12 protein-coding genes and 1 tRNA gene are annotated in these 12,944 nt (G+C 53.1%); all 13 read left to right on the top strand.

Features of this window, described 5'->3' with window-relative positions; genetic code table 11:
- Positions 1-157: 157 nt before the first annotated feature.
- The 13 genes from JUF13_RS07985 to JUF13_RS07925 all read left to right on the top strand — a co-directional run bounded on the left by JUF13_RS07985 (position 158) and on the right by JUF13_RS07925 (position 12,635).
- Positions 158-1,624, top strand: coding sequence for a nicotinate phosphoribosyltransferase (locus JUF13_RS07985; RefSeq protein WP_203639027.1), 1,467 nt, complete (start codon positions 158-160; stop codon positions 1,622-1,624).
- 30 nt (positions 1,625-1,654) lie between these two features.
- Complete coding sequence (gene nadE, locus JUF13_RS07980; protein WP_203639025.1) at positions 1,655-2,485, top strand: NAD(+) synthase; 831 nt, start codon at positions 1,655-1,657, stop codon at positions 2,483-2,485.
- 18 nt (positions 2,486-2,503) lie between these two features.
- Positions 2,504-2,938 (top strand): hypothetical protein, encoded by a 435-nt coding sequence (locus JUF13_RS07975; protein ID WP_203639021.1) that lies wholly within the window; start codon positions 2,504-2,506, stop codon positions 2,936-2,938.
- A gap of 420 nt (positions 2,939-3,358) precedes the next feature.
- Positions 3,359-5,551: a Tex family protein gene (locus tag JUF13_RS07970; protein ID WP_203639019.1), complete on the top strand. Its 2,193-nt coding sequence runs from the start codon at positions 3,359-3,361 to the stop codon at positions 5,549-5,551.
- Entirely contained in the window at positions 5,544-6,023 is a 480-nt protein-coding gene (locus tag JUF13_RS07965; RefSeq protein ID WP_203639017.1) for a SprT family protein, read from the top strand. Before JUF13_RS07970 ends, JUF13_RS07965 begins: the two co-directional genes overlap by 8 nt.
- 19 nt (positions 6,024-6,042) lie before the next feature.
- Positions 6,043-6,924: a homoserine kinase gene (gene thrB / locus JUF13_RS07960; RefSeq protein WP_203639015.1), complete on the top strand. Its 882-nt coding sequence runs from the start codon at positions 6,043-6,045 to the stop codon at positions 6,922-6,924.
- A gap of 79 nt (positions 6,925-7,003) precedes the next feature.
- Positions 7,004-7,088: transfer RNA gene (locus JUF13_RS07955), tRNA-Leu, on the top strand.
- A gap of 659 nt (positions 7,089-7,747) precedes the next feature.
- Positions 7,748-9,205, top strand: coding sequence for an MATE family efflux transporter (locus JUF13_RS07950; RefSeq protein ID WP_203639012.1), 1,458 nt, complete (start codon positions 7,748-7,750; stop codon positions 9,203-9,205).
- A 79-nt stretch (positions 9,206-9,284) separates the two neighbouring features.
- Entirely contained in the window at positions 9,285-9,896 is a 612-nt protein-coding gene (locus JUF13_RS07945) for an HAD family hydrolase (RefSeq protein WP_203639010.1), read from the top strand.
- Positions 9,897-10,000: 104 nt separating this feature from the next.
- Positions 10,001-10,420 carry a PTS sugar transporter subunit IIA gene (locus JUF13_RS07940; protein WP_125765647.1) on the top strand — a complete coding sequence of 140 codons (420 nt, stop codon included), beginning with the start codon at positions 10,001-10,003 and terminating at the stop codon, positions 10,418-10,420.
- On the top strand, positions 10,417-10,920 hold the full coding sequence (locus JUF13_RS07935) for a PTS sugar transporter subunit IIB (RefSeq protein WP_203639009.1): 504 nt from the start codon (positions 10,417-10,419) through the stop codon (positions 10,918-10,920). Before JUF13_RS07940 ends, JUF13_RS07935 begins: the two co-directional genes overlap by 4 nt.
- 79 nt (positions 10,921-10,999) lie before the next feature.
- Positions 11,000-11,794 (top strand): mannose/fructose/sorbose family PTS transporter subunit IIC, encoded by a 795-nt coding sequence (locus tag JUF13_RS07930; protein WP_203639008.1) that lies wholly within the window; start codon positions 11,000-11,002, stop codon positions 11,792-11,794.
- Between the two features lie 13 nt (positions 11,795-11,807).
- Positions 11,808-12,635: a PTS system mannose/fructose/sorbose family transporter subunit IID gene (locus JUF13_RS07925; protein WP_203639007.1), complete on the top strand. Its 828-nt coding sequence runs from the start codon at positions 11,808-11,810 to the stop codon at positions 12,633-12,635.
- The last annotated feature ends 309 nt before the right edge of the window (positions 12,636-12,944 follow it).

Below are 12,944 nucleotides of genomic sequence, written 5' to 3'. Positions count from 1 at the left end.
GGGGGACTCCTCTCAAGATTGGCACGAGAACGAATTAAGCCCCCGTTGCCGCATTAAATAGTATGACGCTCTGTTTGTTTCATGCTAAAATAAACGTATTGAAATTAAAAATGAAACGTGATAATTCAGTTCGAAAACCAGCTAAGGAGTAGCTATTATGACGAATTTGTATCCTGACGACAGTATGACTCTGCATACGGATGCCTATCAGATCAATATGATTCAGACTTATTACGAACAAGGCATCGCTGACAAGCGCGCCGTCTTTGAAGTCTTCTTCCGAGACATGCCGTTTAAAAACGGTTACGCGGTATTTGCTGGCTTGGAACACATTGTTCATTATATCCAAAATCTACATTTTTCCCAAACAGATATTGATTACTTACGGGAAGCTGAAGATTATTCCGAAGATTTTCTAAACTATCTCGCCAATTTTAAATTCCGTGGCTCGATTCGTTCAGCCGTTGAAGGGGAATTGGTCTATGCCCACGAACCCCTGTTACAGGTCGAAGGGCCATTAGCTGATTGCCAATTGGTTGAAACGGCCATCTTGAATATCATTAATTACCAAACGCTGATTGCCACCAAGGCCGCGCGGATTCGTTCCGTGGCCGGCGATGACGCCCTGATGGAATTTGGGACGCGGCGGGCTCAGGAATTTGATGCTGCTATCTGGGGCACTCGGGCGGCCTTTATCGGTGGCTTTAACGCCACGTCTAACGTCCGTGCGGGGAAAATTTTTGGCATCCCGATTAGTGGGACCCACGCGCACGCGCTGGTTCAGACCTACGGCAACGATTACGACGCCTTCATGGCCTACGCCAAGACCCACCGCGACTGTGTCTTCCTGGTTGACACCTACGATACGTTACGCAGTGGGGTGCCAAACGCCATTAAGGTAGCCAAGGAACTCGGCGACCAGATCAATTTCCAAGGGGTCCGCATTGATTCCGGGGATATGGCCTACCTGTCCAAACGGGTTCGGCAAAAACTGGATGAAGCAGGCTTCCCGAACGCTAAAATTTACGCGTCCAACGATCTGGATGAAAAGACGATCCAAAGTCTCAAGATGCAGGATGCCAAGATCGACGTCTGGGGGATTGGGACCAAGCTGATCACGGCCTTCGACCAACCCGCGCTGGGGGCCGTTTACAAGATGGTGGCCATCGAAGACGAGACCGGCAAGATGAAGGGTACAATCAAGCTGTCGAACAACGCTGAAAAGGTTACGACGCCAGGTAAGAAGCAGGTTTGGCGGATTACCAAGAAGGCGGATGGCAAGACCGAAGGGGATTACGTGGCCTTGGTCAATGAGGATCCCCGGAACGAGGACTCGCTGTTCATGTTCCATCCCAGCTTTACCTATATCAACAAGACCGTGAACGACTTCAATGCGCGGCCCATTTTGCAAGATATCTTTGATCAGGGTGAACTGGTTTACAAGTTGCCGACCCTGTCGGCGGTGCGTGACCGGTGTCGTGGGGCCTTAGCGAACCTGTGGCCAGAGTACAAGCGGGACCTGAATCCACAAAAGTATCCCGTGGACCTGTCACAAGATTGCTGGGACCACAAGATGGCCATCATCAAAGACATTCACAGTTACGTTCAAACCATGCCCGAGTAAGCCCGAGCAAATAAATTAGGGGGCAAAGTTATGCGTGCCATGCAAAAAGAAATTATTGCGGCGTTGAAGGTGCAGCCCACCATTGATCCGGCGACTGAAGTTCGACGGAGCGTGGGCTTTTTAAAGAGCTACCTCCAACACTATGAGTTTATGAAGACCTTAGTCTTAGGAATCTCCGGCGGTCAGGATTCAACCTTGGCCGGCATCCTGTGCGAGCAGGCGGTCACGGAGTTGCGCCAAGAGACCGGCGACAGCGACTACCGATTCATTGCGGTGCGGTTGCCTTACGGCGAGCAGGCCGATGAGGATGACGCCATGATGGCCATTGACTTCATGGGTGCCGACGAGGTGGAACGGGTGAACATCCAACCGGCCACCGACGCCATGGTAGCGGCCGTTTCAGCCAACCACGAAAACGTGAGCGACTTTAATAAAGGTAATATCAAGGCGCGGCAACGGATGATCGCCCAGTACGCGATTGCTGGAGCGCGCTCCGGTGCCGTTGTCGGGACGGATCACGCCGCCGAAGCCGTGACGGGTTTCTACACTAAGTATGGGGATGGCGCCACGGACATTTGTCCGATCTGGCGGCTGGATAAGCGTCAGGGGGCGGCCATGTTGACCTACCTCGGTGCGCCGGAACACCTGTACAAGAAGATTCCAACGGCTGATTTGGAGGAAGACCGGCCAGCCTTGCCCGATGAGGCAGCGCTGGGTGTGCGTTACGAAGACATTGACGACTACCTGGAAGGTCGGACCGTCAGTGACACTGCAGCGGAACGCATCGAGAACTGGTACCGGAAGACCGCGCACAAGCGCCATTTACCGGTCAACGTTTACGATACATTCTGGCAAGACTAATTTGGAGGCACCAAGACGATGCAAAAAAATAATATGAACGGCTACATTAAAGTTCTCTCGGGCGTGTTACAAACGACCGAAGAGGGTGCGGGTACCATGAATGATGATTTTGAAAAGATGCGCAACGCTATCGACAACGACACGGTCAGTGAGCTGAGCCAAGTCGACTTGCAAAAGGTTGCCGACAATTTCCAACGCGGGACCGACGCCTACGAAGACAACTTGAACAAGCTTGAACAGGCCAGCGTGCCCGTTCGCGTTTTGGGCAAGCACAAGTCCTTGGTGGCCGCTTACCGGACTTACACGGACGCCTGCCAATCCATGACGGACAGCATTGACGTGGAACACCAAACGGTCAACACTGAGGCCTTCAACGCGGCAGAAGCCACGCAAGAAAATGCCATGGAAAAGGTTACGGCCGCAACACAACGGATCATGACGAGTCCCATGTAATCAGTTAAATGAAAGGGTCGCTTCACAGCTTGTGGGGTGACCTTTTTGCTTGCGGTAATTCATCGTGGTCAGCGGCTAGCATGGTATAATGGTGCAAGACAATGTCGTTCCCGGCGGCGGATTCAAGGTACCTCGTTGTGGGGAACGGCGCCAGCCTGGGTTAAACCATCGGTGACAGCGCCTCCGGGATGGTGAAAATGAGACCGGTGCGCTGTGGGCGCCCGCCCGGAGCCAAAGGGCGGTCTCCAGGCTCATTTTCACCATCTCTGCGGCTAACGCTGGTTTAGCCCGTGGCATCGTCGTATTCCTATGGCTTGGTGTTAGCCGTTTTATCTGGGAACACCATTTTCTAGGAACTTACAGAACTGAATACAAAAAAACTTAGAGACACTTACTAAAAAACAAGAACGGAGGGGTTGCATGGCAACTACCCACGAAACAGCACTAAGCGACCTGGCTAAGCCGGTTCACCAACAACTGAGCCAGTACCGGGTCCAACAGATTCAGGCCGTGTTGACCCTGTTAGACGAGGGCAATACGGTGCCCTTCATTGCGCGGTATCGGAAGGAACGGACGGGTTCACTGGATGAAGTGGCCATTCGGGATATTGAGGATGAAGCGCACCGCCTGCTGAAGTTGAATCAGCGAAGGCAAGAAGTTTTAAAGATTATTACTGAGCAAGGCAAATTGACGCCAGCCCTTAAGCAGAGCTTGGCCCACGCCACGGTTTTACAACAGGTTGAGGATCTTTACCTGCCTTACAAGCAGAAGCGTCGGACCAAGGCTACGGTTGCGCGGGAGGCCGGCTTGGCGCCATTAGCGCAATGGTTATTGACCTTTCCGGCGACTGGCCTAACCGCCAAGGCGCAGCAGTTTGTGGCGCCTGCCAAGGAATTACCGGATGTCACCGCCGTTTGGGCCGGCGTTCACGAAATCTTGGCGGAAACGTTTAGCGAACAGGCGGCGTTTCGGGAATGGATCCGTACCTACACCTGGCAACATGGTGAACTGACCAGCAAGCTCAAGCGGGGCGCCGCGGACGACGATGAGCAGCAGGTTTACGCGACCTACTATGACTTTAGTCAGAGTTTAAAGCAGTTGCCACCATACCGGGTCTTGGCCATCAATCGGGGGGAACGGGAGAAAATTCTGTCCGTTGGCATCTCGGTCGACCCAACGTCCATTTTGCAGTACGGGCATTTCCGCCTGGTTGGGCAGCACCAGGGTCCAGCTGTGGCCAAGGTTAAGGACGCCTTTGCGGACGCCTACAAGCGGTTCTTGGGCCCCGCCATTGAACGGGAGCTCCGCCGCCAGTTGACAGACCAGGCGGATGAGCATGCCATTCAGGTTTTTGGCAACAACCTGTATCACCTGCTGATGCAGGCGCCATTGAAGGGGAAGGTCGTCATGGGCTTTGACCCCGCGTACCGGACTGGCTGTAAGCTGGCCATCATGGACCCCAACGGGCGTTTTCTCGCCAAGCAAGTGATCTATCCGCACAAGCCAGCGAAGGCCAAGGACCGGGCAGCCGCGGGTCCAGCGTTTAAGAAATTGCTCGAGGACTATCACGTTGAAATGATTGCCATCGGGAATGGGACCGCGAGTCGGGAGTCCGAAGAGTTTGTGAGTGGCATCTTAAAGACGCTGAATCATCCGGTCTACTACGTGCTGGTCAACGAGGCCGGTGCGTCAGTTTACTCGGCTAGTGCCAACGCCCGCGCGGAGTTTGCGGACTTTCACGTTGAGGAGCGGTCGGCCGTCAGCATTGGTCGGCGCCTACAGGATCCCTTGGCCGAATTGATTAAAATTGACCCCAAGGCGGTCGGCGTTGGCCAATACCAACACGACGTGCCCGAAAAGGCCTTGGACGAGCAGCTGGACCGAGTCGTCGAAACGGCCGTCAACCAGGTCGGCGTCAACGTGAACACGGCGAGTCCAGAGCTGTTGACCCATATTTCTGGGCTGACGGCGACGACCGCGCAAAATATTGTGACCTATCGCAATGATAACGGGAGCTTTGCGGCCCGGCAGGAATTGAAGAAGGTGCCACGGCTAGGACCGAAAGCCTACCAACAAGCGGTTGGCTTCCTGCGAATCATTGATGGTCGCGAACCACTGGACAACACGGATATTCACCCGGAAAGTTATCCAGTGGCACGACAATTATTGCAGGCATTGGGTACGGACCAGACGATTGGTCAGCCTAAGCTACAGCAACAGTTGGCTCAACTCAATCAAACGCAGTGGGCAGACAAGTTAGATGTTGGCGCGGCAACCCTGAGTGACATCGTCGCCAGCCTGCGGAAACCGGGCCGGGACCTGCGAGACAGCATGCCAGCGCCACTGTTGCGCCAAGATGTGTTGACCATGGCCGATTTGAAACCGGGGATGGAGCTGCAAGGCACCGTCCGCAACGTGGTCGACTTCGGGGCGTTTGTGGATATTGGGGTCAAGCAGGATGGACTGGTCCACATTTCTCAGTTGGCTGACCATTACGTGAGTGATCCCAGCACGGTCGTGACGATTGGGGATGTGGTCACGGTCTGGGTGCTGAGCGTCGACGAGAACCGGCAACGGATTCAACTGACGATGCGAGCTGAGAACCATGACTAATGACGACTTACAACGGTTGGTTGAACAGATTTCGCTGGCCAGCTTCGGCAAACCCTTTCGGCATCACGCCACGTTCAACGCACGGCTGCGAACGACGGGGGGCCGCTACCGGCTGACGGATCATGATATTGAAATCAACCCTAAAATGTTGACGGAACACGGTGAGGCCGTTCTGATTGGCGTGATCAAGCATGAGTTGTGTCACTATCACTTGCACTTGGCGGGCCAATCCGGGCAGCACCGGACCGTGGCATTTAAAAAATTACTGCAACAGGTGGGTGGCCTCCGGTTCGCGCCGGCACCGCCCCACCGTCAACCTCGGATGCGCCGCTGGATGCTGTATGAATGCGTTCAGTGTCACCAGCGGTATTACCGGGCACGACGGATTGATGTTTCCAAAATGGTTTGCGGACGGTGTCATGGGCATTTGCGTTGGCAAAAGACCGTGATTGCCGAGGAGCGACCACAATAACGTAAGGAGGTCATCACTGATGGGTAAAACCATTATTCGGGTTCCCGCTACGGCGGCTAACCTGGGCCCCGGAATCGACTCGATTGGGGCGGCATTACATTTATATTTAACGGTTATCATTGAAGAAAAAACGGAAGCTTGGCGGGTCAACCATGCGTTGGGCACCGAGATTCCGCGTGACGAGCACAACCTGATGGTGGAAACGGCCTTGAAGGTCAACCCCGATTTACCAGCGCACCAGTTAACGGTCATGTCCGATATTCCCGTCTCACGGGGGTTGGGGAGCTCGACCAGTGCCATTATCGCTGGGATTAAGATTGCCAATGAATTGGGCGATATGAAATTGACGATTCCCCAGCAGTTGAATTGGGCCGTCAAATTAGGGGGCACGCTGGATAACGTGGCGCCCGCCTTGATGGGCCAGGCCACGGTTGCCACGGCGGAGGGCGATGAGGCTCACGCCATCAAGCTACCATTACCGGACTTGCGGGTGCTGGTCTTCATTCCAGGACAAAAGCTGTTGGCCCGCAAGAGTCGCGCGGTCTTACCGGAAAAGTTGCCCCTGCAGACGGCGGTTCATGCCAGCAGTGTGGCCAACGTCTTGGTTGCCGCGCTGCTCAAGGGTGATTGGGACCTGGCCTCGACCATGATTGAACGTGATGAGTTCCACGAACAAGCGCGTTCCCAACTGGTACCGGAGCTCAATCAGATTCGGGAAGCCGCTCACGAGTTAAATATCACCGGGACCTACCTCAGTGGGGCCGGTCCAACCGTTGTGACCTTTGGCACTTCGCCACAATTAACAATTTTGCGGGCAAAGTTAGCAAAGCTTGATATGGCCGGTAGCTTGCGGGTTATCGACCTTGATCAGGACGGTGCGACCGTCTTAACCGATGCATAAATAAAATTTTTTTGAATTAACTTGCAAAAAATATTGTCAGGTGCGGAATCATTTGTTATACTATTTCTTGTGAGTTAATGCGGCCATGGCGGAATTGGCAGACGCGCAAGATTAAGGATCTTGTCCGGGTAATCCGGGTGGAAGTTCGAATCTTCTTGGCCGCATCAGAGGTTTACAGAAAGTACCGACCTATTGGGTTGGTGCTTTTTTGTTTTTGTTAGGGTGGTTATGCAGGAAAAGCCATATGATTGTGGCTATAAGACTACAAGGTGGCAAGTCGGTTTAAAAATCTAGTTGCAGTTGAAAGGAACGTGAAAACGATGGCGTTTAATTTACTTGAAGAGTTGGACCAGAACTTTCCGCCGCTTGATATAGCACACGCAACTGAAGAGGATCTTCTGCGTTATCGCATGGTAGGCCTTTCTGATGAAGAGGAAAAAAGGCCATTGCGCGGGCCAAGGAATTAGGTATGTTGCAGGAAAAATCGAGTGGACGTACAAAACAAACTCATGACATGTGATGATTAGCGTGTACGCAAAACCGTGTTAGCCGAGAGTCATGGCCAGCACGGTTTTGAGTTAACGATAAAGGCCCAAAACAATTAAATTACCCCCGAAAAATGACAAACAGATAACATTTTCAACAAGCAATCGTTTTCATGAAAATAGGCCTTCAAAAACTCTTAAGAAGAGCGTAAGATTGAAAATTAAATCAACCACTTTTCATTTTTCTAAGCAAATGTACTGACAAGCGGTGGTGAACGCGTTATAGTAGTTCTCTTGTGTCAATTTAATTGACCATAATTTTAGAAGGAGGTCGGCGTATGAGCGACTTAACCAAGGGCAATTCCCTCAAACTTATTTTCTTTTTCACGATTCCATTGTTGATTGGTAATTTATTTCAGCAATTATATAACGTCTCTGATACTGTAGTTGTGGGGCAAACCCTTGGTGTGAAGGCGCTGGCCGCCGTTGGTGCGACCGGTTCAATCAACTTCTTAATTATTGGCTTCGCGCAAGGCCTGACCGCTGGCTTGGCCATTATTACGGCCACTCGGTTCGGGGCCCGCGATTACAAGGGTGTGCGGCGGTCCTTTGCCGCGAGCATTATCATTTCAATCTTAATGACGATTGTATTGACGGTCTTGTCGTTGACCTTCGTTGATCCTATCTTGAAATTAATGCAAACCCCGGCATCCATCTTTGACAATGCTCGGATCTTTATCAGCACGATTTTTGCCGGGATTTTTGCGTCGATGGCGTTCAACTTACTCTCTAACATTATTCGGGCGCTCGGGGATTCCCGGACGCCGCTGATTTTCCTGGTCATCGGGACCGTGGTCAACGTGCTTTTAGAATTACTCTTCATCCTGGTCTTCCACATGGGCGTCGCTGGTGCCGGTTGGGCAACCGTCATCTCTCAGGTGGTCGCCTCACTCCTCTGTGTGGGTTACATCATCCGGTCCATTCCGCTCCTACACATCACTAAGGAAGATTTTAAATTCGGGTTCGATGAACTCTGGCAACATTTCTCCACGGGGATGCCCATGGGCTTTCAACTGTCCATCATTGCGATTGGGACAATGGTGATGCAGGCAGCTTTGAACTCCTTAGGAACTGACTCCGTTGCGGCATCGACTGCAGCGTCCAAGGTCGACCAATTGTGTTCACTGCCCATGTCTTCCTTCGGGGTCACCATGGCAACTTTTGCCGCGCAGAACTTTGGTGCCGGCAAGTACGGTCGTATCATGGAAGGGGTCAAGAAGACCCTCTGGTTATCCGGAACCTTCGCCGTCTTGGCGGGGAGCCTAGTCATCTTCTTCGGTAAGCCAATTGTGACGCTGATCATTGGAACGGCCGATGAACACGTCATTCAATTATCACAAACCTACTTCAACATTATTGGGAGCACGTACCTTTTGTTAAGTGTCCTCTTTATCATCCGGAACACACTCCAAGGCCTTGGTCGACGAGTTCTGCCAACCTTAGCCGGTGTCGGGGAACTGACCATGCGGGTCTTTGCGGCGGTGTTCCTGGTGGGCACGTTGGGTTATGCCGGGGCCGTTTCCGCTGAACCGTTGGCTTGGTTGGGTTCCTGTGCCATCCTGGTGCCGTCTTGGATTCGGGCCGTGAAGCAATTGCGGAACTTGCAACGTTCAGAAGACATCGCTGCTGGGAAGGACCCAGAGGCCGAAGCGTTGGCCGCATCAGTTGCGCGTACCGAACCTGTAGGTGAAACAATTTCATCAGCACCTGAATTAGAGTCTTACCGTAAAGCGTGATAAACTATGGTGTGGTCAGTGATGGCCGCACCATTTTTTTACCTAAAAATGTAAAAAACGCACAAGGAGACCTTGCGAAATGAAAAATTTTATTTTTGATATTGACGGGACCTTACTGGATACCGAGGCCATGTACATGAAGTCGCTCCAGGCCGTTCTTCATGACCGGGGGATTGAACGGGAATATGCGACGTTAGCGAAGACGTTTGGCATTCCCAGCCGGGACGCGCTGATTCGGTTGCAGTTGCCGGATGTGGACGACATTTTGGCCGAGTGGGGACCCCGGACACAGGATTACCGGGATACGGTGGCCATCTACGCGGGAGTCACCTCAGCACTTGCCCAGCTGAAGGCCGCCGGCGCGGGTCTCGCCATCATGACCTCCAAGCAACGGTTTGAATATGACCGGGATGTGGTCAGCATGGGGCTGGACAGCTACTTTAGTCAGGCCATCGTTGCCGAAGACATTGCCCACGGCAAGCCGGAACCGGATGGAATTCTGTTGGCCATGGACCGGCTCGGGGCTGACCCGACGGAGACCGTTTACGTGGGGGACACGGTGTACGACGCCGAGGCTTCGGCGGCGGCCCATGTGACCTTTGGTTTCGCTGCGTGGAACGGGCGGACCCCGACTGATTTTACGCCGGACGTTAGTTTTATCACGCCAGCGGCCATGCTGGACCACCTGTAAATTTGGCTGAGGGAGTAGCTGGAACCGCTTTTTTATGCTATATTTAATTCGGACGCAATTTACGGAAAACCGCTGAATAGCGGAATTGATGAAGGGGTGGCAGAATGCTCGCCATAATCGTCACGAGCCATGGTGAATTTGCCCGTGGAATTTTACAAAGTGCCGAAATGATCTTCGGTAAAGCTCAAAAAATTATTGCCGTTACACTGGCGGCCGACGAAAGTGTTGAGGACTTGGCAAATCACTACCAGGCGGCGATTCAAGAAATGGCCCCGGTAGATGAACTGTTATTTTTAGTCGACTTATGGGGCGGTTCGCCCTTTAACGCGGCTAGTCGGGTCGTTGCCCAGCATCCGGACCGGTATGGTCTCGTGGCTGGCTTGAATCTACCAATGCTGATTGAAGCACTGTCGATTCAGAACCAGACCTTGGCTGAGGTGATTCCCCACTTAGAGCGCGCAGCTCAGGGTGGCATTCGCCATTTAGATTTACAAGCGAACACGGGAGATGACGAGTTACTATGACGATGACAATTAAATTAGCGCGGGTCGATAACCGCTTACTGCACGGTCAAGTTGCGACGGTGTGGACCAAGACGGTACGGCCTAACCGGATTTTGGTCGTCTCCGATGACGTGGCGCAGGACCAACTGCGTAAGACGCTGATCGTTCAAGCGGCGCCGGCTGAAGCCAAGGCCAACGTCATTACGTTAGCGAAAATGGCCCAGATTTATCAGGATGCCCGTTTTGATGGGTTTCAGCCAATTATCTTAATGGAAACGTTGCCGGAAATGGCTAGTTTGGTAGACCAAGGTGTCGACCTGACCGCGATTGGCGTGAACGTGGGCAACCTGGCCTATACGGCCGGAAAGACCCTGTTGACGGCTAGTCTGTCCGCCGATGAAGCGGATGTTGCGGCTGCCAAGAAGTTGGTGGCGGCTGGCGTCGACGTTTATGCGCAGACGGTTCCCACGGATCGAAAACAGGATTTCTTAAAGTTAGCAGCTAAAAAGGGTTTGTCGTAACACCTCACTCGGTGGTCACCCCACCTGAGCGGGGTGTTTTTGCGGTACATATTAGAAAGTAGAAGGGAGTCAACGGGTCATGAGCATTTGGGGAGTTTTGATTATTGCCTTCTTAGCGGGGATTGAAGGTGTGATTGATGAGTGGGAATTTCATCAACCTATCGTTGCCTGTACGCTGGTCGGCTTGGCAACCGGGAATCTCGTGAGTGGGATTGCCCTCGGGGCTTCACTGCAGTTGGTGACTCTAGGTTGGATGAACATTGGGGCCGCTGTTGCCCCTGATCCGGCGTTAGCCGCCGTTGTGGCCGCGTGGTGGGTCAGTGGCCCGGCACACCTGCCCGTGGCCGCAGGGGTCATTTTAGCTATTCCCTTGGCCTTGATTGGTCAGGGCTTGACGCAGGGCTTGCGTAAACTGATTATTCCGTTGGTGCAACAGGCCGACGTGGCCGCTGCCAGTGGCAATCTGCACCGGATTGACTGGATTCTGCGCCTCAGCGTGGTCTTACAGGGACTTCGCGTCTTGATTCCAACGGCACTCTTGATGTGGATTCCCAGTACGTGGATTCACGCGAGTTATCATCTGTTGCCACAAGTCATTCAGGGTGGTCTACGGGTATCTGCGGGCCTGCTGGTCGTGGTCAGCTTTGCCATTGTTATCAATATGATGGCGACCCGGCAGCTCTGGCCGTTCTTCTTCATTGGGTTTGCCCTCGCGACGGATGGCCATCTGAGTCTGGTAGCGCTAGGCTTAATTGGCGTGGGACTGGCCATTCTCTACCTGCGTCTGCAAGATGGCGGTCACCACGATAATGGTGGGGGCGGCGGTACGCAGGCTGATGAAGACGAATTAGACCGGGAACTGGATGATCTTTAAGGAGGCGTGATGAGTGGCAACTGAACAAACAAAACCGCGCCAACTCACGCTGGGGGATCAATTCCTGATTTTCGGGCGATCCGGTTGGGAACAAGCAGCGTGGAATTATCCGCGGTTACAAAATTTAGGCTTTTGTTATTTAATGATTCCGGCGATTCGGCGGCTTTATCCGGATAAACAAGAGGCCGGTGAGGCAGCAGAACGGCATTTGGCGTTGTTCAATACCATGCCCTACATGCAGTCGTTGATTACCGGGGTGACGCTGTCGCTCGAAGAGGACCACGCGAATGGCAAGCCGGTCTCGGCTGAGAACATCAGTGCCGTCAAGGTTGGCATGATGGGGTCCTTAGCCGGGGTGGCCGATCCCGTTTGGTGGGGGACCTGGCGACCGATTCTGAGTGCCTTTGCGGCCAGCTTGGCGCTAAGTGGCTTTGGTATCGTTGGGCCCTTAGTCTTCTTTATCGGTTGGAATGTGGTGCGGTTAGCCTTTCGCTGGATTGCACAGCGGTGGGGCTATCACCAGGGACTCAAGGTCGTGACGGCCCTGAGCAGTGGCATGCTGCAGAAGCTGACCCTGGGGGCGTCCATCGTTGGGATGTTTGTCATGGGCGCTATCGTGCCACGGTGGACGCGGGTCAAACTGGCACCCATCATCGCGATGAGTGCTCATGGGAGTCTGTCATTGCAAGGCATGTTGGACCGGTTGCTGCCGGGACTAGTACCTTTGCTGTTAACGTTGGGCTGTGTCTGGTTATTGCGTCGCCACGTGAAGCCGTTGTGGCTGTTAGTCGGCGTCTTCGTGATCGGCCTGGGTGGTTACTGGTTAGGCATTTTCCGGTAATCGCGGTGGGTGCTTGGGTGGTATGCGCAACTGCTGTGGTGAGACGTTGAGAAGCCGGGACTGAGCCAACAAGCGTGGTAACGGCAAGCAACGAAGCGTAAGCACAGGGGACATAGGAACACCGCCTATCTTCTGATTTGGTAGCCTTACTATAGCATGACCAAGACGATGGTTCACGCCATTTACCTTATAACCTTTTTGATAAAAAATAACGGTTAAATTGTACACAAAAACGCGCCTGGGAGAAAAATTCCAGACGCGTTTTTGTTCTAATCTTAGATAGTGGAAACGTGCGCCAAAAGGCAGTCG

This window comes from Levilactobacillus wangkuiensis, from assembly GCF_016861605.1.
Classification (GTDB): domain Bacteria; phylum Bacillota; class Bacilli; order Lactobacillales; family Lactobacillaceae; genus Levilactobacillus; species Levilactobacillus wangkuiensis.
Note: the sequence above shows the minus strand (reverse complement) of the source record. Positions and strands in the feature narration are given on the sequence as shown.

Bases quoted from the DNA above. Each gene is read 5' to 3' on its own strand.
- JUF13_RS07975 (WP_203639021.1), top strand. From the start codon at position 2,504: ATGCAAAAAAATAATATGAACGGCTACATTAAAGTTCTCTCGGGCGTG.
- JUF13_RS07940 (WP_125765647.1), top strand. From the start codon at position 10,001: ATGCTCGCCATAATCGTCACGAGCCATGGTGAATTTGCCCGTGGAATT.
- thrB (WP_203639015.1), top strand. From the start codon at position 6,043: ATGGGTAAAACCATTATTCGGGTTCCCGCTACGGCGGCTAACCTGGGC.
- JUF13_RS07985 (WP_203639027.1), top strand. From the start codon at position 158: ATGACGAATTTGTATCCTGACGACAGTATGACTCTGCATACGGATGCC.
- JUF13_RS07970 (WP_203639019.1), top strand. From the start codon at position 3,359: ATGGCAACTACCCACGAAACAGCACTAAGCGACCTGGCTAAGCCGGTT.
- JUF13_RS07935 (WP_203639009.1), top strand. From the start codon at position 10,417: ATGACGATGACAATTAAATTAGCGCGGGTCGATAACCGCTTACTGCAC.
- JUF13_RS07965 (WP_203639017.1), top strand. From the start codon at position 5,544: ATGACTAATGACGACTTACAACGGTTGGTTGAACAGATTTCGCTGGCC.
- nadE (WP_203639025.1), top strand. From the start codon at position 1,655: ATGCGTGCCATGCAAAAAGAAATTATTGCGGCGTTGAAGGTGCAGCCC.
- JUF13_RS07950 (WP_203639012.1), top strand. From the start codon at position 7,748: ATGAGCGACTTAACCAAGGGCAATTCCCTCAAACTTATTTTCTTTTTC.
- JUF13_RS07930 (WP_203639008.1), top strand. From the start codon at position 11,000: ATGAGCATTTGGGGAGTTTTGATTATTGCCTTCTTAGCGGGGATTGAA.
- JUF13_RS07945 (WP_203639010.1), top strand. From the start codon at position 9,285: ATGAAAAATTTTATTTTTGATATTGACGGGACCTTACTGGATACCGAG.